This is a genomic window from Candidatus Arsenophonus nilaparvatae (assembly GCF_045346035.1).
In the GTDB taxonomy this organism is placed as follows: Bacteria; Pseudomonadota; Gammaproteobacteria; order Enterobacterales; family Enterobacteriaceae; genus Arsenophonus; species Arsenophonus nilaparvatae.
The window spans coordinates 2,023,768-2,047,836 of record NZ_CP158507.1 but is presented as its reverse complement, the minus strand read 5'-3'; the positions used below and the strand labels follow the sequence as shown (position 1 = coordinate 2,047,836).

The window sequence follows — 24,069 nt, the reverse complement described above, 5'->3', positions numbered from 1 at the left end:
TTAAATCGGTAAAATGGTTTGTTGCTGCCACCAGTCAGTTAATGTTTGGATACGTTTTCGGTTAAGCTCATCCCTGATCGCGATCCCCGTTATACCCTGCTCAATAAGATCTTTGCTTGATACTTGTTGTACAGTCTTAAATGCTTCAATAACAAATTTAGCTTGTGGATAAGTGATATGCTCTCGCCCTATCCGGCCGCGGGCATCAGCTTCACAGGCGATGACTAATTGATTGATACGCTCCGGCTTGCGCCAACTATCTAATTGATTAAATAGATTAATAACAGTTTCTGGTGTTAACTGATGAATTTGGTGGATTTGTTGATGAAAACGAGCCACTAATTTAGCTAACTCTTTCATTCTATTAGGAATACGTAGTCGATTGCACATAGCCTCAATTAGCGAAATACCTTTGCTAACATAATCGTCATGAGCGGGACATTGTTCAGATGGGGTCAGCGCTTTACCAAAGTCATGGCAGAGAGCAGCGAAGCGAGTTTCGACATTGTCAGTTAATGAGGCCGCTACCTTTAAGGTTAAAAGTGTATGTATTCCGGTATCTATTTCGGGATGTGATTTTGCCGCTGATTGTGTGCCAAATAATTGATTAATTTCAGGAAAAAGAATAGCTAGCGCGCCACAATCATATAAGACACGAAAATAGATTTCAGGCGATAATGATTGTAGTGCTTTTTCCGTTTCTCCCCACACTCTTTCTGCGCTAATTGTGCTAAGCTCATGATTAAAAACAATTTTTTTCATCAACGATTGTGTTTCATTGGCAATAGTAAATTTTCGGTTAGCTAGCCGAGCAGCAAAACGTGCCACTCTGAGTATTCGCAAAGGATCTTCGGCAAAAGCAGCGGAAACGTGGCGTAATAGGCGATTTTTTATATCCCGTTCACCATGGTAGGGATCAATCAGTTGGCCATCTTCAGTTTGCGCAATCGCATTGATGGTCAAATCTCGACGTAACAGATCCTCTTCTATCGTGACATCAGGTGCGGCATAGCAAGAAAAACCGGTATAGCCGACACCCGTTTTGCGCTCTGTACGAGCCAGGGCATACTCTTCACGTGTTTTTGGATGGAGAAAAACGGGAAAATCCTTACCTACTTGCTGGAAACCTAATTTGATTAAATCATCTGGGGTAGCTCCGACCACTACCCAGTCACGATCAGAAACAGGCAACCCTAATAGCTGATCTCTTACCGCGCCACCAACAAGATAAATCTGCATGGTATTTTTTTTAATTCATCCAGCGTTCATTACGTTTTTTACGTCGTGGGATGAGATGAGGTAATAATAAACCAAAAATTAAACCTGCACCGGCAACGCCACCGCCATACATAAACCACTGTAAAATGAGCTCACGGCGATTATTATCAAGATTGATTTGTGCAATCTCTAATTTTTTTCCTGAGCGGATTAACTCATTTTTCAGTTTTTCGTTTTCTGCGGTTAGATTAGCAATAGTTTGATCACTGGCTGCTACTTTGCTTTGCATTTCACTGGTTTGATTATTCCAGTTACTATCAATGCTGGTCAATTTTTCACGTAATTCTTGATTTTCCTTTTCAAGTAAGGGAATACGTGCTTTTACACTGGGTGTTTTGCTGAGTTGATTTTTGGGTAACCAAGCAACTCGTCCTTTATAATCACGAACTTGGGCGTAGCCGGTTTCAGCATCTGTGTTCAATAACTGAACTTGATCACCACTTTTAAGGCTACCAATAATGCGATAATCGGTTCCAGGTCCTCGATGGATAAAGGTAGGCAGTTCATCAGAAACATAAAGCGTTTCTTCTGCTTGAGTTGTCATTGGCAGGTTAAATCCTATCAATGCTAAGATAAATAAAGGAAATTTTCTCATTGTATTCAACTATCTTCAAACTGTGAAAAAAGTGCTATTAGCTGATACTAATGCGTTAAATGTATTGATGCAAATCTAAAAAGGTAAAATAATAATTCTTTTAATTGATTTGCCATTATTAATAATATTTCATTTTTTATTATTTTCAGGTAAAAACCATAGAATAAAATTCTTTGTTAGTTATTTTTCTGGTATTTAGTTATTAATATAGACTTAATTAATATTAGAATTGTTTGTTTTTAGAAGAAGCTTTTTACTGTTAGTAAGTAAAAATGCATCACGCTTGGGCTGCTGTTTTCTGGCTTATTTATGTTAAACTTAAAACTCCTTTCTATCGTTAGTCATGAAACTGTCCGTTTTTAATCAGCGACAGAGTAAATAGAAAAAATAACAATCTACATTAAGTATGCGTCTAGACAGTATAAATAAAAATAGAAACGTTTATCCTTCGGGGGAGAAATATCAGAAAATCTGGACTAAATATGCGTCAGCTAGAAATTGAATTAAAATTATCTGTTCTCCCGGAAGCTATTAAGCGGATCCGTGAAAAAATAATATGTTTTCGCTATACACATTTCTCCTTACATAAACTGTCAAATATCTATTTTGAAACAGTGGATTATCAATTACGTCGCTGGGATATGGGGTTAAGGATCCGCGGTTGTGATGGTCGTTATGAAATGACGATAAAAACCGCCGGTAAGGTTATTGGTGGTTTACATCAACGGCCTGAATACAATGTAGAAATTAATAAACCTGAGCTGAATCTTTTGGCATTTCCACGCGAAATATGGCCAAAAAATACCAATGTTGCTCATTTACAGTCACAGTTAACAACCTTATTCTATACTGATTTCTCTCGTGAAAAATGGATTGTTACTTATCAGGGGAGTGAAATTGAAATTGTATTGGATCAAGGTAGCATTTATGCCGGTGCCAGAAAAAAACCAATTATGGAAATTGAACTGGAACTAAAAAAGGGCACATTGATCGAGCTGTTAGCGTTTGCAAAAGAGTTTGTTAACATTGAAGGGTTGCGTTTAGCAAATAAAAGTAAGGCTGAACGAGGCTATTCGTTAGTTCAACATAGCGACTATATTGATACTAAATACTTTTTGCCACACTGTAACTGGCATACTATGCCGATTGAACAGGGCTTAAACCAGTTATTAGCGTATTGGCAGCATTATGAAGAGTGTTGGTTAGATAATCAGCCACAAGCAAAGCAAAATTTGAGTCATTTGCTGGTATTGATACAGGCATTTTTAGTCCATTATTCTCATTCTATTCCTCATTTTGTTCAAGCATCGCCATTAAAAAAAATAACGGCATTATTGGCTATTGCGGATATTCAACCCCAGCAACTCTGTTATAGTGCGGATTGGTTGCGTTGCAAACTTGCTTTTACCCAATGGCTTACGGCTTTAACACTATCCTAATGAAAGGCATTTTATGAAATTGCTGCCATCAATCTTGGTTCAGCAGGCGCAAAGGGTGGTATATGATTTTCAGCGTTACGCGCCTGAACTTTTACCTCTATCGTCACAGGAAAAAATATTTTTTGCCTTAAGTGATTTTGCCTACTTGCAGATCAAAAATCATCCTGCCTGGTGGACGGTTATACGTCAACAGCCACCGCAAATAGGCGAATGGCAACATTATTATCAATGGTTAATCGAACAGCTAGCCAATATAACTGCCGAGGAAGGGTTGCAGCGGATCCTAAGGCAATTTCGCCATCAAATGCTGATTAGAATAGCGTGGCTACAGATATTACATAAGGATAGTACGCCGCAAATATTGCAGCATCTGAGTGTGCTTGCCGAAACGTTAATCATCGCTGCGAGAGATTGGTTGTATGTCCAGTATTGTCATAATTGGGGAACACCTTGTGATAACCTAGGGCAACCACAACCATTGTTGATCCTTGCTATGGGTAAGTTAGGCAGCGGAGAGTTAAATTTTTCATCTGATGTTGATTTGATTTTTGCCTTTCCTGAAAATGGAGTTACCCAAGGGGGTCGTCGTCAGATGGACAATGGCCAGTTTTTTACCCGATTAGGCCAAAAATTAATTAGCCTATTAACGCAAAAAACGATAGATGGTTTTGTCTATCGCGTTGATATGCGTCTACGTCCGTTTGGTGATAGTGGACCATTAGTTTTTAGTTTTGCTGCTTTAGAAGATTATTATCAGGAGCAGGGGCGCGACTGGGAACGTTATGCCATGATCAAAATGCGCATGATAGGTAATGATCGCTCAATTTATACTGATGGATTAAAAAATATGTTGCGCCCCTTTGTTTTTCGACGTTATATCGATTTTAGTGTTATTCAATCGTTGCGTAATATGAAAAACATGATAGCGCGTGAAGTACGCCGTCATGGTTGGCAGAATAATATTAAATTGGGTGCAGGTGGTATCCGTGAAATCGAATTTATTGGCCAGGTTTTTCAGTTAATTCGAGGTGGTCGTGAACCTAAATTGCGCTCACAGGCTTTGTTACCTACATTGATTGCAATCGGTGAGCTTTCATTGCTGACAACGGAGCAAGTCACGCAATTAACGGATAATTATCTGTTTTTGCGTCGAGCAGAAAATATATTGCAATCGATTAATGATCAACAAAGCCAGACGTTACCTGAGCAAACTTTACATCGCACGCGACTGGCATGGGCGATGGGGTTTGACGATTGGTCGGCGTTTTATCAGCAACTCATCGCCAGAATGCAAAGTGTCCACGCTATATTTAAGCAAATTATTGGCCAAGATGATGAGAAAAGCGATGATACGGAGTTAACATTTTTTGTCTATTTTTGGCAACAAATTGCTAACGAAAGTGAATTGCCCCCACTATTTTCTGAATTTAATGACGAAAAAAAGCAAAATATTATTAAACAGTTATGGCTATTTCGCCAAGATTTAGCTAAGCGAACTATCGGTCCCCGTGGTCGTGATGTTCTTGATCAATTGATGCCAAAATTGATAGCTAAAATCTCTCATAGAGATGATATTAATAGTATTTTGCAACGAATTATTCCTTTGCTACTTAGTATAGTTAGCCGAACAACTTATTTAGAATTAATTTTAGAGTCTGAACAGGTACTAACCCATGTGATCCGTCTTTGTGCGGCTTCACCAATGATCGCTGAGCAATTAGCTAGTCATCCGTTGTTACTGGATGAATTAATCGATCCCTTCTCACTATACCAGCCTTTACCTGTTACGGCTTATCGCGATGAATTGAGACAATATTTATTGCGTATTGATGAAGATGATGATGAACAGCAACTTGAAGCATTGCGGCAATTTAAACAAGCACAGCTGTTACGCATTGCCGCAGAAGATATTTCTGGTGTTCTTACTGTTATGAAAGTGAGTGATCATTTAACCTATTTAGCGGAAGCCATTATTGATGCAGTGGTAAGACGGGCGTGGAATAAGTTAATTAAGCGTTATGGTAAACCTGCTCATTTATCTCAACAACAAGCTGCTGTAACCGGTTTTGTAGTGGTTGGTTATGGTAAGCTAGGTGGCTTTGAATTGGGTTATGGTTCTGATTTAGATTTGGTTTTTTTGTTTGATTGCCCATTGGGTGTTGTTACCGATGGGCCACACATAATCGAAGCTCGCCAGTTTTATTTACGATTAGCTCAGCAAATTCTTCATCTTTTTAGTACGCGAACTTCATCGGGTATTCTTTATCAGGTAGATGCTCGTTTGCGTCCATCTGGTGAATCTGGCATGTTGGTAAGTACTTTGCAATCATTCGAGGATTATCAGAAAACGCAAGCATGGACCTGGGAGCATCAAGCTTTGATCCGAGCACGAACGATTTTCGCTGAACCGTCATTAGAACAAGAGTTTAATCGAATTCGACACGAAGCACTGCTCATACCAAGAGAAGATACTATATTACGTCAACAGATCGTTGAAATGCGACAAAAAATGTATCAGCATCAAGCTAATCGGCAGCAGGCATATTTTGATTTAAAAACCGATCCTGGTGGTATAACTGATATTGAATTTATTGCTCAATATCTGGTATTACGTTACTGCGCAGACAATGTAGCATTACTCCGTTGGTCAGATAATGTGCGTATTTTTACCATGTTAGCTGAATATGCTGTAATGCCTACCGAGGAAGCTGAAAAGTTAATTCAAATTTATACTGAAATGCGAGATACCTTGCATCATTTGTCATTACAGGCGTTACCCAGTAAAGTGTTAGTCTCTCAGTTTGAACAGCAACGTAAAAAAGTTCTGCTTAGTTGGCAAAAATGGTTTTATGCTAGTTAAGTTGAAATAGAATTGACTCGCCGTACTTTTAGTATGATTGATAGAGTTGGGCTATGTTACTATTGGTAGCAATCTTGATTGCGGTAATTTATTTGTAATTGGAGTATGGATGAAAATCACTCTCCCTGATTTTAAACAGGCTAGTATTTTGGTGATCGGCGATGTTATGTTAGATCGTTATTGGTATGGATTAACTAACCGAATTTCACCAGAAGCGCCGGTTCCGGTCGTTAAAGTGGAAATGAAAGAAGAACGTCCTGGTGGTGCTGCTAACGTTGCCATGAATATTGCAGCTTTGGGCGCTAATGTTCGTTTGCTAGGGCTGACTGGTATTGATGATGCTGCTGAAGTATTAACCGAGAAGCTTAATCAAGCTAATGTATGTTGTGATTTTGTTACATTATCAACGCATCCTACGATTACTAAGCTGAGAATTTTATCGCATAATCAACAACTTATTCGACTAGATTTTGAAGAAGGATTCGGTGATGTCGATATAAATCCGCTGTTAGATCGGATCAGGCAAGCTTTGCCACGCGTCGGGGCACTGGTATTATCTGATTATGGTAAGGGTGCGTTAGCACAAATTTCGCAGATCATTGCATTAGCAAATGCTGCTCAAGTGCCAGTTCTTATTGATCCGAAAGGTAGTGATTTTGAACGTTATCGTGGAGCGACTTTATTAACTCCCAATATATCTGAATTTGAAGCTATTGTTGGTAAATGTGCAAACAATAGCGAAATTGAGCAGAAAGGAATGAAGTTAATTGATTCCCTTGATCTTAAGGGATTACTTATCACTCGTTCAGAACGCGGGATGACACTGTTGCAGCGTGAAAAACCGCCTTTACATTTACCGACCCAAGCGCAGGAAGTTTATGATGTTACCGGAGCTGGTGATACGGTTATTGGTGTTTTGGCAACGTCGTTGGCGGCTCAACTCGATTTTCATCAAGCTTGTGTATTAGCTAATGCGGCTGCTGGAGTCGTAGTTGGAAAATTGGGTACTTCAACGGTATCACCCATTGAGCTGGAGAATGCCATTCATGGTCGAACTGATGATGGTTTTGGTGTGATGAATGAGCAGCAGCTAAAGCATGCGGTTGCAGCTGCCCGCAGCCGTGGCGAAAAGATTGTGATGACCAACGGTTGCTTTGATATTTTACATGCTGGGCATGTTATCTATTTAGCCAATGCACGTAAGTTAGGCGATCGATTAATTGTTGCGGTGAATAGTGATGCTTCAACTAAACGGCTAAAAGGTGATGATCGTCCTATTAATCCATTAGCTCAGCGTATGACCGTGTTAGGGGCGCTAGGTTCAGTAGATTGGGTGGTCTCTTTTGAAGAGGATACTCCTCAACGCCTGATCAGTGAAATCTTACCCGATGTATTAGTCAAAGGTGGCGATTATAAGCCGGAAGATATTGCTGGTAGCCAAGAGGTTTGGGCGGCAGGTGGTGAAGTTAAAGTGCTTAATTTTGAAGCGGGGCTGTCGACGACAAATATTATTAATACCATTATGAAAAGTGATTAATATTTTGAGATAAAAAATAGCGATGCCACGATAGTAGTATCGTGGCATTTTGTTATTCATTCTTGTTTTCGTTGGCTAGCCGTTTTTTTCTAATTGTTCAATGCGTTTTTCCATTTGTGCCATTTTTTCACGGGTTCGTAGTAAAATTTGTGTTTGAATATCAAACTCTTCACGTGAGACTAAATCGAGTTTTCCTAACTGGGACTGTAATATTGCCCGTAGCTTTTTATCAAAATCTTCGCCTAAGTCGCGTATTCCTTGCGGTAAAGTATCTTTGATCTGGCGAACAACTTGTTCAATTTTTTTCGCGTCAAGCATTACGCTATCCTTTTAGGTCACAAATTATAATCTATAGGCTATTTAGTAGCAGATCTTAAAATAATCAGCTTACTTTGACAAAATTATTTTTAATAAATTTGCTGAGAATAATGGGTCTAAATTAGCGCAATAACCACTTAAACTAAGTTGGCTGACTATATAAATGAAAATACTATTCCATGATATATTTTGTTATTGTTGATTGCTACAGAATTATATTCACGATATAGTTTAGCTGTTTATCTCAGGGCGGAGTGAAATTCTCCACCGGCGGTGATATTTATTCTGTTAATTGAATAATTAAGTCCGCGAGCGTTCCATTATAGCATTTTGTGATGGAAGTCAGCAGATCCAGTGAGATTCTGGAACCGACGGTTATAGTCCGGATGGGAGAGAATAACGATATCTGTAGTTTTGAGGCCTGCCAATTGTGTGCAGATTTTTAAGATACTGATTTGATTTTTTATACTCCCACGTTTGCCCTGGTTCTGGTAATTTAGTATTTATTGATGAGGTTTTACCATGAATCAGACGTCACTTTCCACGTATGGCAATCCGATCGAACGTATAAAACGTGCTCTTAAGGCATTACGTCAAGGTAAAGGTGTTATGGTACTTGACGACGAAGACCGTGAAAACGAGGGTGATATTATTTTTGCTGCTGAAACTATGACTGTTGAACAGATGGCATTAACTATCCGCCATGGCAGTGGAATTGTTTGTCTTTGTATAACGGAAGAACGCCGTAAGCAGCTAGCATTACCGATGATGGTTGAAGAAAATTCTAGTCAATTCCAAACCGCATTTACTATTACCATCGAGGCTTCCGAAGGTGTAACAACCGGCGTTTCAGCCAGTGATCGTTTAATGACTATCCGTAAAGCAATTGCCGATGATGCAAAACCGACCGATCTTAATCGGCCTGGACATGTTTTTCCGTTGAGAGCCCAAGAAGGAGGGGTATTGCAGCGTCGTGGTCATACCGAAGCTACCATTGATTTGGTGACTTTAGCCGGTTTTAAGCCAGCAGGTGTTTTATGTGAGTTGACAAATGACGATGGTACCATGGCCCGTATGCCAGAAGTACTTATCTTTGCCAAGCAACATGATATGCCGGTAATAACTATTGAGGATTTGGTAACTTATCGTCAGCAATTTACCAAAAAAGCAGGTTAGCAGTTTGAATAAGCTATTTCTGGTGATTGAATTTTATCCTATCTGAGTTTTATGCTTAAACCAGTATGTTCAATACTGGAAAGTTTTCTCTCAAATTCCTGCCATATTGAAATATATCGCCATAATGGAAAACTATGGCGATTGAAGAATGATGCGTAAATTTGTTTTGCCGGTAAAACCGGATTGTTTCAATTGGCAGCTCTATATTATTTCAATTATTCCATCGTGATCATCATATTTTAAAAGGAATTTTAAACATGAGTCAGATAGATAATTTGTTGGAAAAACTTAAAAAATATTTTCATCGTCTTAGTGGTCCAAATTATGTCCGCCTAATGGATACTCCGCACGCTTGGGGAAGCTCATTCGATGAACAAATTATGCCCTATTCTTTTAAGCGCCAGCAAGAGTTTGCGACAGCTATCATTGAGATAATCAAAAAAGCACGTTACCGCTGTGATATTTCTTCACTTAACAGCCCTGATGCTGATTGGCGTAAAATTATATTGCAGGCGATTGATAATGGGTTGTCAAAAAAAATAGGGCGAACCAGACCAACTCAATTTCGTTTTCTTTTTGGTCAGTCGCCAACAGTATTTTTAAATGGATTGTTGGCGGTAGAAACAGGTCCCTTTGATTACGTTGCTTTTAAAGATGAGCTATTAAAACTTATTCAATCACGAGCGCAAGATTGGGAATTAATGCCTGAAATTTGGATAAGTCGCTTTTTCCGCCTTGATGAAGGAATGATCAATTCTTTTATAAAAAACCTTTCTCCAGATTTTCTGCCAATTAATGATACCAGAATGACCTGGAATCATACCAAGATCATTGCTGTTGATGGGGTTGAATCTCTGGTAGGGGGGCATAATTTGAATATGGATTTATTCAGAAATTATCCTCCGGTGCATGATGTATCCGTTATTGTTCATGGAGCGGCAGCGCTTGATGCTCAGTGTTACTTAAATGAAATGTGGTTATGCAATAGTGATCTGCTCAAGAAAGAATATTTTGATGTAAAAAGTATGTCATGGCAGATTGGCAGTGAATTACAAGGAAAACCGGAAGATCTACTACAAGATCCAGTTGTGATGATGTCGGTAACCGAGCAGCAAAAATATCTGCTTCAGCTGCATGAAGATATTGATAATCAATGCGGAGCAAAGGGAGATGACTATAGTAAAATCGAAGAATATAAGCGAGCTGATAGGATATTGTCTGTTGGCAAATACTGGACTGGGCCTAATATGAATACCGATTATCATCACGGCTCAGAAATTATGAAAGAACATCTGATTAAAAATACCCGCTATATGATTAGGATCTCGCAGCAAGATTTAATTAGTGCATGGAAAAAAAGATGGGTTGATCATACTGTTTGCCGGTGGCTTATTGAAGCATTGCTTGCTAATAAATCATTACAACTCCATGTGGTTGTGTCTCCTTTGGATGCCGCCACCGGGGCAGCGGGTGATCAATACTCTTTTGGCTCCGGTGCTGAACGAACTTTTGAATTGTTAAAATATTACATCACTCATGATCTTGATACCGATGAATTATTGAGTGATGAAAATGGCGATCGTGCTGATGCATTGAAGCGAGTATTGATAGCGCCTTTTTTTTTCACTGATAGGCTATCAGAACAGCAAACTACGGAGGGAAAAACCTATCAATGGCCGAATCTCGATTTGGCGGCATATACCGCCACGCTTAAGCAGCAGCCTCTGGCAAAAAAGCCGCCATTACGAGGTATAATTGGTAGTTCTCTTATGTCAACCATTGAAGGCAGTGGGTTTATTTACCCTAAGGTGCCGGCTGCTCCGGCAAATCATGCCAAGTTAATGATTATTGACGATGAACTATATGTTGTCGGCTCTGACAATCTTTATCCAGGTCATCTTTCTGAGTTTAATTATGTGGTAGAAGGCAAAAAGGCGGTGGAAGAATTAATTGCAGAATATTGGCAGCAGGTATGGAAATACTCAAGTCCCCATGTTTTTCCCAAGTTAAATCAAGATTTGTATTGTTCATCTGGCAATGCCAATCAGACAAAAAATAGTTTGTAAATAATTAGCTGGCAATGGAATTTTACTTGTTATTTTTTCAACTCATTAGTCATAATAGTAAAAACAGCAAGATAATGATTGCTTTATCATTATCTTGTTCTTATGTTGCATGGATTAATTTAGAATAATATGCGGGTAAAAGCGGGATAGATCTTGGGTAATTAATTGTTTGTCTTCTCGAATACCAATTCCTGCCGGTTGATCATTTACCAGCCAACTACCGATTAATGTATAGTTATTTTCAAATTGTGGTAGCGGATAAAATTGTTGAATAATCATCCCCTCTTCGCCATATGGACCGTCTACTGAGGCAATTTCACGTTCATTATCGATGATACGAATATTTGCTCCTTCTCGTGAAAAAATAGGTTTGATTACATAGCTGTCCAGTTTTGGCGGATTAGCTTCTGCAAAATAGGCCGGTAACAAATTGGGGTGATTAGGAAACATTTCCCATAGCATAGGTAGTAATGCTTTGTTAGAAATAATGCTTTTCCAAGCAGGTTCTAACCACCTTACGCCAGCATCTGCTAACTTAGTAGAAAAAATCTCTCTAAACATAAATTCCCAAGGATATAATTTAAACAGATTGCTAATAACTTGGTTATTAGGATCGGTAAACTGTCCTTTTTCACCTAAACCGATTTGATCAATATAGAGAAATTCGGTGGGAATATTGGCTTCGTGAGCACAGTCTTGTAGGTATTGTATAGTGCCGCGATCTTCGTCACTATCTTGGCAGCAGCTGAAATGTAACCAGTTAAAACCAAATGATTCACGCAAAAACGCAAAGCGTTCAATAAGTTGTTCTTGTATGCTATTAAATTGATCAGCATTTGCTGGCAAATTGCCAGCATTGATTTGATCTTCTAACCAAATCCACTGAAAAAATGCGGTTTCATATAAAGATGTTGGTGTATCTGCATTATTTTCTAATAATTTTGCAGGTCTTTTACCGTCATAAGCTAAATCCAATCGAGAATAAAGTGAAGGTTGGTTAGTTTTCCATGAGTGATTAACAAATTCCCAACAATGTTTAGGGATCTGAAATTTTATCAATAATTCCTCGTTACTAACCACTTTTTCGACCACTTGCAGGCACATTTGATGTAATTCAGCGGTGGTTGCTTCAAGATCTTCGATTTGTTGCATAGTAAATTGGTAATAGGCATTTTCACACCAGTAAGGTTCACCGTATAAGGTGTGAAAATGAAAACCAAATTCAGCTGCCTTTTCTTTCCAATCAGGGCGTTCAGTGATGGGCATCCTTATCATCGCTATCAACCTCCCATAGAACGCTGAGAAGGCGTTGTGGCACTTTGACGCTGCATGCGAGTCTGTTGTTTAGCGACTGATTCACCGAAACCGCCACGAGTGATAGTGGTGGTCGTTGCCGGTTTAGGAGCAAGAGCTGATGGAGGTACGGCCATAGTTCTACCTCCCGCTACAGCCGGTCCATAGTTTTTGCCACTAGCATCAACAAATTTTCCATTGGCGGGACTTGCAGGATTGCTTGAGCTAAAGAGAGGTTGCGCTGCAGGGGCTGGCGCAGCTGTACCACCACCCATTAGACGTCCCATCATGTAACCTGCCATTAATGGCATCCAGAAGCTACCACTTTGTCCACTAGCTTGATTTTCTGTCGCTAAACCAGCTTGAGCTTGAGATGCAGTTTGGGTTGTAGTTGTGGTTTGAGTGGGAGCCTGAGTACATTTTTCTTCCCCAAATTCGGCCACACAATCTTCACGTGTCGCATATTTAGGTGCAGTTTTAGCCTCTTCCTGCAATGCATTTTTATAAGCCAGCGAACATTGTTCACTTTGAGCCGGGTTTTTTTGGGCACAATCCTCTGCGTTAGTATATAAAGAGACGGTTTCGTCGCTTTGCTCACAAGCGGACAACATAAATACCGTACTAATAGCTAAGGCAACAGGTGCTAAGCGGTAGACGCGCCAGCTTTTGCGAAAAGCACCTTGATTAATATTTTTCGTGCGCTTTATTTTCATCATCATTTACCTATCCTAAAGGTCGAAATAAAAATCGTGAAACTAGGATAGAATAGGGTAATTACGCTGGAAATTAAAGCATAAAACGGTTAGAAAGATGGCTATCAACCTGATTATTTATTTTAAGTGGTAAAAATACAACTTTTCTAATTAAATTTCGTTACAATAAAAAATACCCACAATATATGGGTATTAATAGTGGGTTATTTATTTAGTGTATTTGCGGAACACTCATCGGATTGATAATAGCATCCGGTGAGGTGGATAATGTTTTTCCTAAGCTACTATTTAAACGGAGCAGATCGCCTTCATTTAAAGTCCCACGGGCATACTGAATTTTCAAATCATTAATCAAATAATCATAACGTGCATTGGCTAAATTCTGTTTCGCCTGAAAAAGGGCTGTTGTTGCGTTCAATACATCCACGATAGTCCGAGTGCCGACTTGATAGCCTGCTTCCATCGCATCTAACGAACTTTGTGCTGAAACAACCAATTGTTGGTAGGCTTTAATGCTACTAATAGAAGAAATCACATTATTATAGGAAGAGCGTACTATCTGAATAACATTGCGATAAGTACTTTCAAGCTGTTCACTGGCACTAATATAACCATACTGTGCTTGCTCAACGCGTGAGTTAGTTCGGCCACCTGTATATAAAGGCACACTCAACGTTAATCCGACACTATTTTGGCCAGTATAGCTAGGACCATTTCTATTCCATATTTGTTGATTAGCACTACCATGATACTGGGTGTTACTAACACCGGTTGACGCTTCTAATCCAAGGGTAGGTAAATGTCCTGATTGTTCATAACGAATATTTTCTCGCGCCAGATCTTGTGATAAACGGGCGCTAAGTAAACTTAAGTTGCGTGTTTCAGCATCTTTTAATAGCTTCTCTACTCGTGCGGGTGTCTGGGTACTGAAATGAGCAATATTTAAAGCCGCTAATTGACTGTAATAGATGCCGCTAACTTGACGTAACTTTTCCAGCGAATTTTCTAATTGATTACGGCTCGATACTTCTTGAGCTAATACGCTGTCATAATTAGCGCGGGCGTTTTGTACATCGGTAATCGCGACTAATCCTACGTTGAAACGTTGGGTTGTTTGATCTAACTGGCGATAAACGGCTTTTTTCTGTGCTTCAATATAGTCTAATAAGTCAATAGCACGTAATACGTCAAAATAAGCTGTGGCGGTATCAAGAATTAATTTTTGTTGGTTAGTTTGATAAGTTACATCTGCAATACCGGCGGTTTTTTCCTGCATGTCTAACTGTTGCCATTTTGACATATCAAAGATGGTTTGGGTTAGTTTAAGATTGGCGCCAAGTTGGTTGTTTTCCGTGTCACGATTATCACGATAACCGCTGTTATAGGTGAAATTTGCGCCTAAACCTAACTGTGGTAGCAAAGGACTACGAGATTCATTAATTTTTTCAAATGCTTGATTACGTTCTGCTAGCGATTTACGTAAATCTGGATTACTTTCTTTTGCTTTCTGATAGACTTGCAATAAATTTTCAGCTTGTCCAGTGGCACTTAGTCCAACTAGGCTAATGGTGATAAAAAGAGAGATAAATTTTTTCATTCTGATTCCTTGATTATACAATTTTTTGCTTTAGTTATCTCAGAAAAACATGAACACCGCTAATTTTAGCAGAATATGTCATTATTCCATGGTAGCTGTTTGTGCCATCTATCATGTTAAATCTGGCCAATGCTACATTATTTATAAGCTAATTTCCTTAAAAAACGTTATACAAGTCTCACTTTTTGTCAGTTAGTGCATATAAATTCAGAGAGTTTCTATGAGCGATAAAAAAAATTTACCTTTCAAGTTTAGCCAAAATGATGTGGAAATTACCGCTAAATTCGATCTTTATAATGGTTTTTTTCGTTTTGTTGAATACCGTTTTCGACATAAGTTGTTTAATGGTGGTTGGAGCAAGGAAATTCGGCGAGAAGTTTTGGAGCGGGGTAATGCTGGCGTTATTTTACCCTATGATCCCTGTCTTGATAAGGTAGTGTTAGTCGAACAAGTACGGATCCCGGCGATGGATACGAGCGAAACACCGTGGTTGTTAGAAGTTATTGCTGGCATGGTAGAACAAAATGAAAACTTAGAACAGCTAGTTCGTCGCGAAGCAAAAGAAGAAGCGGGTATTACCATTCAGCGTTGTTACTATGCTCTAAGTTATCTTACCAGCCCGGGGGGTACAACTGAGCGTATTTATGTTCATATCGGTGAAATTGATGCATCTGCTATCAAACCCGGCAGTGTACATGGATTAAGCAGTGAAAATGAAGATATTCGTGTCCATGTTGTTAGTCGTGAACAAGCTTATCAATGGATGGAGTTAGGGGTAATTGATAATGCGGCTACCGTAATCGCAATACAATGGTTACAATTAAATCATCTTAGGTTGAAAAATAACTGGTTGAAGAACTTAAAATAACGGTTTGTCATAACATGAAAAAGAAGTGTGTATCAGCCTACAGATATTAATAAAGTATTAATGTTAAAATAACGTATAAAGTAGGTAGAAACTAAGGAAATTGCTTGGATAGTCTGTTTAAATTAACAACAAAGCAAAAAAGCCTGGTGAGGATCTTGCAAATTACCGATACTCACCTTTTTGCTAATGTTGATGATACTCTACTTGGCGTCAATACTTTTGGTAGTTTTCATGCAGTAATTGATGCAATTTTAGCGCGCAATGAAAATGTTGACTTGGTTGTTGCTACCGGTGATTTGGTTCAAGATCAATCGGCATCAGCTTATCAGCATTTTGCGGAAGGGATCAAACGATTATCTGCTCCTTGTGTTTGGTTGCCGGGCAATCACGATTATCAACCGGCAATGGTTGCTACTTTAGCAAAAGCAGGAATTTTACCCTCTAAGCAGGTGCTAATTAATGATAATTGGCAAATCCTGATGTTGGACAGCCAAATTCAAGGTGCTGTGCATGGAAAATTATCTAAGCAACAGCTGTTATGGATGAAACGCTGTTTTGATGCATACAGGGAGCGTAGTCATTTACTAATGTTACATCATCATCCTTTGCCTTCGGGTTGTACCTGGCTTGATCAACATAGCTTGCGTAACTCTCATATTTTGGCTGACTATTTAAATCAATATCAACAAGTTAAAGCGATTTTATGTGGGCATATTCACCAAGAAATAGATGAATATTGGCAAGGGGTTCGTATGATGGCAACACCATCAACCTGTATACAATTTAAACCTCATTGTACTAATTTCACATTAGATACAATGGCACCGGGGTGGCGTTATCTTGAGCTTTCTATCAATGATAACGGTGAAAATGTGTTGGATACACAAGTTTTCAGATTGGATAGTGATAAATTTCGCCCAGATTTCGACTCAGGTGGTTATTAATGTCAACATTAATTTATATACATGGTTTTAATAGTTCCCCCTTATCGCAGAAGGCAAATAGCTTAAAAACTTGGCTAGAGCGACAACATCCAGCAGTTAATATGTTGATACCCCAGCTTCCTTGTTATCCAGCAGAAGCGATTGAGTTATTACAGAATCTCGTAGCAGTCCATGCGGGAGAGCAGATTGGGTTGTTAGGTTCTTCATTGGGCGGTTATTTTGCTATTTGGTTATCGCAGAAATTTAATTTACCCGCTGTGGTTGTCAATCCAGCGGTACGTCCTTTTGATTTGTTTGAGCAGTATTTAGGTGAGCAAGTCAATCCTTATACAAAGGAACGCTACATTTTACGATCCCACCATTTAAATGAACTACAAGCAATACAAATTGATGTATTAACCGCGCCTGATTTGATTTGGCTATTACAACAAACAGGTGATGAAATATTGGACTATCGTCAAGCTGTTACCTATCTTATGGAGTGTAAGCAAACAATAGCGCCAGGAGGTAACCATGCTTTTGTTGGATTTGACTACTATTTTCCACAAATTATGCGTTTTTTAGCTTTGGCAAAGACAAAATAAGTAAAAAATTATCCAAAATAGCTAAATGATTGTTATTATCATCAGTATCTCAGCATTTATTTGCCTAATTAATCGTCAATTACCGCAGAAAATAATATGACTCAATCTAGTTATAATGCAGAGGCAATCGAGGTCCTCAGTGGTTTAGAACCTGTACGTCGTCGTCCAGGCATGTACACCGATACTTCTCGACCAAATCACCTGGCACAGGAAGTAATTGATAATAGCGTGGATGAGGCGCTTGCCGGTTATGCTAAACGTATCGATGTAATCTTGTATGAAGATCAGTCACTGGAAGTGATTGATGATGGCCGAGGTATGCCGGTTGATATTCATCCAGAAAAGAAGGTACCGGCTGTAGAGCTGATTTTGGGGCAGTTACATGCCGGGGGAAAATTTTCTAATAAAAATTATCAATTTTCTGGCGGGCTACATGGTGTTGGTATTTCAGTGGTCAATGCATTATCAAAACGTATTGAAGTAACTGTTAGTCGTGATAGCCAAATATATCGAATTGCTTTTGAAAATGGTGAAAAAGTTCAGGAACTTGAGGTTATTGGTAGTTGTGCTAAACGCACGACCGGTACCGGTGTCCGTTTTTGGCCTGATAGCCATTTTTTTGACAACCCACGCTTTTCCATTTCGCGTTTAGTGCACGTATTAAAAGCCAAGGCTGTGCTATGCCCTGGTGTTGAAATCGTCTTTAAGGATAAAATAAATAATACTGAGCAGACATGGCGTTATAACGATGGCTTGACCGACTATCTAATGGAAGCAGTGAACGGCTTAGTGACTTTACCTGAGAAAGCGTTTGTTGGTAATTTTGCCGGCCAAATAGAAATGGTCGATTGGGCTCTGCTTTGGTTACCAGAAGGTGGAGAACTATTAACCGAAAGTTATGTTAACCTTATTCCAACCCCACAGGGGGGTACCCATGTTAATGGGTTACGCCAGGGCTTACTGGATGCGATGAGGGAGTTTTGTGAATACCGTAATTTACTTCCGCGCGGTGTTAAATTGACCGGTGATGATATTTGGGAACGCTGTGCTTATGTCTTATCAGTCAAAATGCAAGATCCACAATTTGCCGGCCAAACCAAAGAACGTCTTTCTTCTCGCCAGAGTGCTGCGTTTGTTTCCGGTGTAGTAAAAGATGCTTTTAGTTTGTGGTTAAACCAAAATGTTCAAGAAGCTGAGCAATTAGCGGAACTCACTATTTCAAGTGCACAAAGGCGTCTGCGAGCAGCGAAAAAAGTCGTGCGCAAGAAACTGACCAGCGGGCCTGCGTTGCCCGGCAAGTTAGCTGATTGTACTTCTCAAGATCTTAATTTTACTGAGCTATTTTTAGTTGAAGGAGATTCAGCCGGCGGCTCGGCTAAGCAGGCTCGTGATCGAGAATATCAGGCGATTATGCCGCTAAGAGGGAAAATATTGAATACTTGGGAAGTCTCTTCCGATGAGGTTTTAGCTTCACAGGAAGTCCATGATATTTCAGTAGCTATTGGTATTGATCCAGACAGCGATGATCTTAGCCAACTCCGTTACGGTAAGATTTGTGTGCTTGCCGATGCAGATTCAGATGGATTGCATATTGCAACCTTACTCTGCGCGCTTTTTGTTCGCCACTTTCCCGCTTTAGTAAAAGCAGGCCATATTTATATTGCTATGCCACCCTTATACCGTATTGATCTAGGTAAAGAAGTCTATTATGCCCTCGATGAAGGTGAAAAAGCTGCGGTCCTCGACAGACTAAGCTATAAGCGCGGCAAACCGAATGTCCAGCGTTTTAAAGGGTTAGGCGAAATGAATCCGACTCAATTACGTGAAACCACACTTGATCCCAATACACGACGTTTAGTGCAGCTCATTATTAATGATGAGAATTATCAAGAAACACTAGCGATGATGGATATGTTATTGGCGAAAAAACGGGCAGAAGATCGTCGAAATTGGTTACAAGATAAAGGCGATGCGATAGAAATTGAAGTGTAATCGACACTGTTAACCAGAGATTAAGGAATCAAATGAATGAGTGAGATAACTCACGATGGTGTAGAGCAGCAACCACTTTATACCTTTACCGAAAATGCCTATCTCAATTATTCCATGTACGTCATCATGGACAGAGCATTGCCATTTATTGGTGATGGGTTAAAACCTGTTCAGCGACGAATTGTTTATGCCATGTCTGAACTTGGTTTGAGTAATGCCGCTAAGTATAAAAAATCAGCTCGTACAGTCGGTGATGTATTGGGAAAATATCATCCGCATGGTGATAGCGCTTGTTATGAAGCTATGGTATTGATGGCACAACCATTTTCCTATCGTTATCCATTAGTTGATGGTCAGGGAAACTGGGGAGCTCCTGATGATCCTAAATCGTTTGCTGCGATGCGTTACACCGAGTCAAGATTGTCAAAATATGCTGAAACGCTACTCAGTGAATTAGGATTGGGAACGGTATCCTGGACACCTAATTTTGATGGAACATTAACCGAACCCAAAACACTACCGGCAAGATTACCCAATATTCTGCTAAATGGCACGACAGGAATTGCCGTTGGTATGGCGACCGATATTCCGCCGCATAATGCTCGTGAGGTAGCAAGCGCGTTAGTTGCTTTACTGGAAAATCCAAAAGCTGATCTTAAAATGTTGATGGGTTTTATTCCCGCTCCTGATTATCCAACAGAAGCAGAAATTATTTCATCAAAAGAAGATATTCAAAAAATTTACCAAACAGGCCGTGGTTCTATTCGGTTACGTGCTGTATGGGAAATGGATGATGGCAATGCCGTTATTACTGCACTACCTCATCAAGTTTCAGGTGCTAAGGTGTTGGAGCAGATTGCTTCACAAATGCGTGCCAAAAAATTACCGATGGTAGAAGATCTACGTGATGAATCAGATCATGAAAATCCAACACGTTTAGTGATTGTACCTAGAAGTAATCGGATTGATTTAGAACAAGTGATGACACATTTATTTGCCACGACCGATCTAGAAAGAAGTTATCGGGTCAATTTGAATATGATTGGTCTGGATAATCGTCCGGCAGTTAAAGGACTGGTAGAAATTTTAAATGAATGGTTATTATTTAGACGAGAAACCGTACGTAATCGCTTAAATCATCGTTTAGAAAAAGTATTAAAACGCTTACATATCCTTGAGGGTTTATTAATAGCTTATCTTAATATAGATGAGGTTATCCATATTATCCGTAATGAAGATGAGCCTAAAGCAGTATTAGTGTCCCGTTTTGCGCTTTCAGAAACTCAGGCTGAATCTATTCTGGAATTGAAATTGCGTCATTTGGCTAAACTGGAGGAATTTAAATTACGTGGTGAGCAAGATGAATTAGCTAAAGAGCGTGATCAACTGCAAGCTATTTTAGGCTCTGAGCGTCGTTTAAACACCTTGATCAAGAAAGAAATTGAAACCGATGCCCAGACTTATGGTGATGATCGTCGCTCACCACTTAAGGAGCGTATTGAAGCAAAAGCCATGAATGAACATGATATTTTGCCTTCTGAGCCGGTTACTATTGTTCTTTCTGTTATGGGATGGGTGAGAAGCGCAAAAGGCCATGATATTGATCCGACTAATCTTAACTATAAAGCCGGAGATGGTTTCCGTAGCTCAGCAAGGGGCAAAACGAATCAACCGGTTGTTTTCCTTGATAGTACTGGACGTAGTTATTCCCTTGATCCGCTTGATCTTCCTTCTGCCCGCGGACAAGGAGAGCCACTTACTGGTAAATTGGCATTACCACCTGGCGCAACGATTGAACATGTATTGACTGCTCCCGAAGAACAAAAATATTTGTTAGCATCGGATGCAGGTTATGGTTTTATTTGTACTTTTAGCGATTTAGTGGCAAAAAATAAAGCAGGTAAGGCATTAATTACCTTACCTAATAATGCAAAGGTACTGGCGCCATTAGAAGTCAATAATGAACAGCAAGATTTATTATTGGCAATTACTAACGCAGGAAGAATGTTAATATTTCCTGTTAGTGATCTCCCTCAGCTCTCTAAAGGTAAAGGCAATAAAATTATTAATATTGCAGCGGCTCAATCAGCCAGCAGAGAGGATTTGCTAGTTTGGTTAATGTTTTTGCAGCCTCAGTCTTCAATTACCCTCTATTTTGGCAAACGAAAACTGAAATTAAATCCAGAAGATTTGCAAAAATATCGTGCTGAACGAGGTCGTAAAGGTTCTTCATTACCTCGTGGATTACAGAGTATTGAACGTATAGAAGTAACTCCTCCCAGTAATGGATAATTTTTGATTTTTTTATAGGTGTGTGAAGTTACTTATTACTTGAGGTAAATATGTTAGCTATTGTTCGTATTATTATTGTGATCCTATTTACGATATTGGTTTGCGTGTTAGGTTGTTTTTATTGCTTATTAAGTCCAAGAAATCCACACCATGTTATGCGCTTTGGCCGACTGTTTGGCAAATTATCTTATGTCTTTGGTATTACCATTATTAATCGGGTGCCTTCTGAAGCGAAAGATTACGGTCCCAGTATTTATATCGGTAATCATCAAAATAACTATGATATGGTAACTATGTCAAATGCAGTACAGCCAAATACCGTTACTGTTGGAAAAAAGAGCTTAGTATTTATCCCTTTTTTCGGTCAACTATATTGGTTGGCCGGTAATATTCTTATTGATAGGGCTAATCGAACTAAAGCGCACAATACCATTTCACAGGTTGTTAAGCAGATAAAAAAAAGAAAAATTTCTGTTTGGATGTTTCCTGAGGGAACCCGTAGTCGTGGTCGAGGTTTACTGCCATTTAAAACCGGTGCATTTTATGCAGCAATTGCAGCTGGGGTTCCGATAGTACCAGTCTGTTTATCTGAAACAGAAGGGCGCATTAAACTGAATCGTTGGAATAATGGAGTAGTGATTGTCGAAATGCTACCGCCTATTGATACAACAAAGTATAATCGGGAAAACGTGCGTGAATTAGCAGAATATTGCCATGATTTATTCAAAGTTAAAATTGCAGAATTAAATAAAGAAGTGGCAGAAATAGAACAAAAAATGAAATAAAGTTTAAGTTCATTTTTCAAGCAAATTAGTTTCTAAATTGTCATATTTAACAATATATTAATATTTGGCGTTGTATCAATCTATCGTCTTAATGGAATATAGTTATCAAACAATTGTGATAATACAATTACTAGCGGATAGTAAGATAAGGATCTTTCCTGGATGAGCAATAAATGGCGCTAGCTTATTAATGATTTTGTGGAGAAGATATGTCACTAAGTCGGCGTCGATTTCTTAAGCTATCAAGTATAGCTATGAGTGCTTCTATGCTTCCTGCTGTGGTTAGAGCAGAAAAAAATGAAGGGTATCCATTATTGCCAATCCCACCTTTATTGGAATCTCATGTTGGTCAACCGCTGTTTCTTACGTTGAAAAAATCTTATTGGTCTTTTGATGGTAGCCATCGCACTAATACTATTGGTTGTAATGGTTATTATTTGGGGCCAACCATTCGAGTAGAAAATGGTAGTGATTTGAAATTGGTATTTAGCAATCGACTTTCTGAAGAAGTAGCTATGACAGTCAGTGGGTTGCAAGTTCCAGGAACTCAAATTGGTGGGGCGGCAAGATTAATGTCACCCAATGTTGATTGGTCGCCGGTACTGCCGATCCGTCAACCGGCTGCGACCTGTTGGTATCATGCTAATACACCTGGCAAGATGGCAAAACAAATTCATGATGGCTTGGTTGGTATGTGGATTGTGTCAGATAAAACCAGTAAGAATTTAAATATTCCTAATCATTACGGTGTTGATGATTTTCCTATTATTATGCAAGATAAACGGCTAGATAGTTTTGGCGCACCTCACTATAAAGCAACAGCTGAAGGTTTTTTAGGTGATACTTTATTAGTTAATGGTGTGCAGGAGCCGTATATTAAAGTTGCTCGCGGCTGGCTCCGCTTACGGCTGCTTAATGCATCAAATTCAAGGCGTTATATATTGGAAATCAGTGATAAGCGGCCATTTTATTTGATAGGTAGTGATCAAGGGCTGCTACCTGCTCCAGTAAGTATCGAAAGATTACCTATGGCGCCTGGCGAGCGTCGAGAAGTGTTGATTGATATGTCCAAAACAGAGTTATTGACGATAACGGCTGGAAGAGCAGCAGGGGTTATGGATCGTATTAAAGGACTTTTCGAACCGTCAACTTTATTAAATTCAACCAAAGTTTTAACCATTTGTTCTTCAGGATTATTATCCTTAGTAACAGATAATTTACCAGAGACTCTAGTTAATGACACGAGCCAAATCACATCGACGATCCGTAATCGTGAAGTGATCCTTAGCAAACCTTTTGGCATTAATGGTATGATGCGGGATATAAATCGTATTGACTTAATCACCCAGCAGGGAGCATGGGAACGCTGGACGGTAAAAGCGCATGAGCCGCAAGCATTTCATATTGAAGGTGTTCGTTTCAAAGTTATTAATCATAATGGCGTTGTACTAGGGCCGGAAGATTATGGCTGGAAAGATACAGTATGGATCAATGGATACAGTGAATTATTAGTTAATATGCTACAACCGTCTTATGATCATTTTCCTTTTTTGTATTTTAGTCAAAATTTAGAGAAAGCGGATAAAGGCTCAGTTGCGCAGATGGTGATCAATCCATCAACTTAATTTATTTCTATAATATAGAATATTTTGTAGCTGATTATAAAAAAGTGATTGTATTATTTTATGTTTTGTTATTTCGATTGTTATTTATTATTTAAAATTATCTATAT

General features: G+C 39.2%; 18 protein-coding genes and 1 riboswitch. Of the genes, 12 read left to right on the top strand and 6 right to left on the bottom strand.

All coding sequences use genetic code 11. The features are described from left to right. Together WH390_RS09735 and WH390_RS09730 are read right to left on the bottom strand one after the other, a co-directional pair. Positions 1 to 1,239, bottom strand: coding sequence for a multifunctional CCA addition/repair protein (locus WH390_RS09735; RefSeq protein WP_032114517.1), 1,239 nt, complete (start codon positions 1,237 to 1,239; stop codon positions 1 to 3). Between the two features lie 10 nt (positions 1,240 to 1,249). Continuing rightward, positions 1,250 to 1,873, bottom strand: coding sequence for a TIGR04211 family SH3 domain-containing protein (locus WH390_RS09730; protein ID WP_032114518.1), 624 nt, complete (start codon positions 1,871 to 1,873; stop codon positions 1,250 to 1,252). A gap of 482 nt (positions 1,874 to 2,355) precedes the next feature. Here WH390_RS09730 and WH390_RS09725 point away from each other — a divergent pair, with 482 nt between their 5' ends. The 3 genes from WH390_RS09725 to hldE all read left to right on the top strand — a co-directional run bounded on the left by WH390_RS09725 (position 2,356) and on the right by hldE (position 7,709). Then, positions 2,356 to 3,312, top strand: coding sequence for an inorganic triphosphatase (locus WH390_RS09725; protein WP_032114519.1), 957 nt, complete (start codon positions 2,356 to 2,358; stop codon positions 3,310 to 3,312). Positions 3,313 to 3,325: 13 nt separating this feature from the next. After that, positions 3,326 to 6,172, top strand: coding sequence for a bifunctional [glutamate--ammonia ligase]-adenylyl-L-tyrosine phosphorylase/[glutamate--ammonia-ligase] adenylyltransferase (gene glnE / locus WH390_RS09720; protein WP_032114520.1), 2,847 nt, complete (start codon positions 3,326 to 3,328; stop codon positions 6,170 to 6,172). Positions 6,173 to 6,281: 109 nt separating this feature from the next. Beyond that, positions 6,282 to 7,709 carry a bifunctional D-glycero-beta-D-manno-heptose-7-phosphate kinase/D-glycero-beta-D-manno-heptose 1-phosphate adenylyltransferase HldE gene (gene hldE, locus WH390_RS09715; RefSeq protein WP_032114521.1) on the top strand — a complete coding sequence of 476 codons (1,428 nt, stop codon included), beginning with the start codon at positions 6,282 to 6,284 and terminating at the stop codon, positions 7,707 to 7,709. A 75-nt stretch (positions 7,710 to 7,784) separates the two neighbouring features. On the opposite strand, the gene WH390_RS09710 is transcribed toward hldE, so the two are convergent. Then, positions 7,785 to 8,027 carry a ubiquinone biosynthesis accessory factor UbiK gene (locus WH390_RS09710; RefSeq protein ID WP_032114522.1) on the bottom strand — a complete coding sequence of 81 codons (243 nt, stop codon included), beginning with the start codon at positions 8,025 to 8,027 and terminating at the stop codon, positions 7,785 to 7,787. Positions 8,028 to 8,263: 236 nt separating this feature from the next. Beyond that, positions 8,264 to 8,429, top strand: a riboswitch (FMN riboswitch). 120 nt (positions 8,430 to 8,549) lie between these two features. Here WH390_RS09710 and ribB point away from each other — a divergent pair. Together ribB and WH390_RS09700 are read left to right on the top strand one after the other, a co-directional pair. Next, positions 8,550 to 9,203 carry a 3,4-dihydroxy-2-butanone-4-phosphate synthase gene (gene ribB, locus WH390_RS09705; protein ID WP_032114523.1) on the top strand — a complete coding sequence of 218 codons (654 nt, stop codon included), beginning with the start codon at positions 8,550 to 8,552 and terminating at the stop codon, positions 9,201 to 9,203. 257 nt (positions 9,204 to 9,460) lie between these two features. After that, positions 9,461 to 11,269 (top strand): phospholipase, encoded by a 1,809-nt coding sequence (locus WH390_RS09700; protein ID WP_052044793.1) that lies wholly within the window; start codon positions 9,461 to 9,463, stop codon positions 11,267 to 11,269. Between the two features lie 114 nt (positions 11,270 to 11,383). Here WH390_RS09700 and WH390_RS09695 read toward each other — a convergent pair whose 3' ends face one another. The 3 genes from WH390_RS09695 to tolC all read right to left on the bottom strand — a co-directional run bounded on the left by WH390_RS09695 (position 11,384) and on the right by tolC (position 14,872). Further along, positions 11,384 to 12,544, bottom strand: a complete 1,161-nt coding sequence (locus WH390_RS09695; RefSeq protein WP_032114524.1) for a glutathionylspermidine synthase family protein — start codon at positions 12,542 to 12,544, stop codon at positions 11,384 to 11,386. A 5-nt stretch (positions 12,545 to 12,549) separates the two neighbouring features. Further along, positions 12,550 to 13,275 carry a DUF1190 family protein gene (locus tag WH390_RS09690; RefSeq protein WP_187290930.1) on the bottom strand — a complete coding sequence of 242 codons (726 nt, stop codon included), beginning with the start codon at positions 13,273 to 13,275 and terminating at the stop codon, positions 12,550 to 12,552. Positions 13,276 to 13,486: 211 nt separating this feature from the next. Continuing rightward, entirely contained in the window at positions 13,487 to 14,872 is a 1,386-nt protein-coding gene (gene tolC, locus WH390_RS09685; RefSeq protein WP_032114525.1) for an outer membrane channel protein TolC, read from the bottom strand. Between the two features lie 220 nt (positions 14,873 to 15,092). Between tolC and nudF the strand changes: the two genes are divergently transcribed. The 7 genes from nudF (at position 15,093) to ftsP (ending at position 23,962) form a co-directional block, all read left to right on the top strand. Next, complete coding sequence (gene nudF, locus WH390_RS09680; protein WP_032114526.1) at positions 15,093 to 15,740, top strand: ADP-ribose diphosphatase; 648 nt, start codon at positions 15,093 to 15,095, stop codon at positions 15,738 to 15,740. Positions 15,741 to 15,844: 104 nt separating this feature from the next. Next, complete coding sequence (cpdA, locus tag WH390_RS09675) at positions 15,845 to 16,684, top strand: 3',5'-cyclic-AMP phosphodiesterase (protein ID WP_032114527.1); 840 nt, start codon at positions 15,845 to 15,847, stop codon at positions 16,682 to 16,684. Continuing rightward, positions 16,684 to 17,268 carry an esterase YqiA gene (gene yqiA, locus WH390_RS09670; protein ID WP_032114528.1) on the top strand — a complete coding sequence of 195 codons (585 nt, stop codon included), beginning with the start codon at positions 16,684 to 16,686 and terminating at the stop codon, positions 17,266 to 17,268. The genes cpdA and yqiA overlap by 1 nt, the downstream gene beginning before the upstream one ends. A 96-nt stretch (positions 17,269 to 17,364) precedes the next feature. Further along, a complete protein-coding gene (gene parE / locus WH390_RS09665; protein WP_032114529.1) occupies positions 17,365 to 19,260 on the top strand; it encodes a DNA topoisomerase IV subunit B in 1,896 nt (631 codons plus the stop codon). 36 nt (positions 19,261 to 19,296) lie between these two features. After that, on the top strand, positions 19,297 to 21,552 hold the full coding sequence (gene parC, locus WH390_RS09660) for a DNA topoisomerase IV subunit A (protein ID WP_032114530.1): 2,256 nt from the start codon (positions 19,297 to 19,299) through the stop codon (positions 21,550 to 21,552). A 50-nt stretch (positions 21,553 to 21,602) separates the two neighbouring features. Beyond that, positions 21,603 to 22,337 carry a 1-acylglycerol-3-phosphate O-acyltransferase gene (locus WH390_RS09655; protein WP_032114531.1) on the top strand — a complete coding sequence of 245 codons (735 nt, stop codon included), beginning with the start codon at positions 21,603 to 21,605 and terminating at the stop codon, positions 22,335 to 22,337. Positions 22,338 to 22,546: 209 nt separating this feature from the next. Then, on the top strand, positions 22,547 to 23,962 hold the full coding sequence (gene ftsP, locus WH390_RS09650) for a cell division protein FtsP (protein ID WP_032114532.1): 1,416 nt from the start codon (positions 22,547 to 22,549) through the stop codon (positions 23,960 to 23,962). Positions 23,963 to 24,069: the final 107 nt, after the last annotated feature.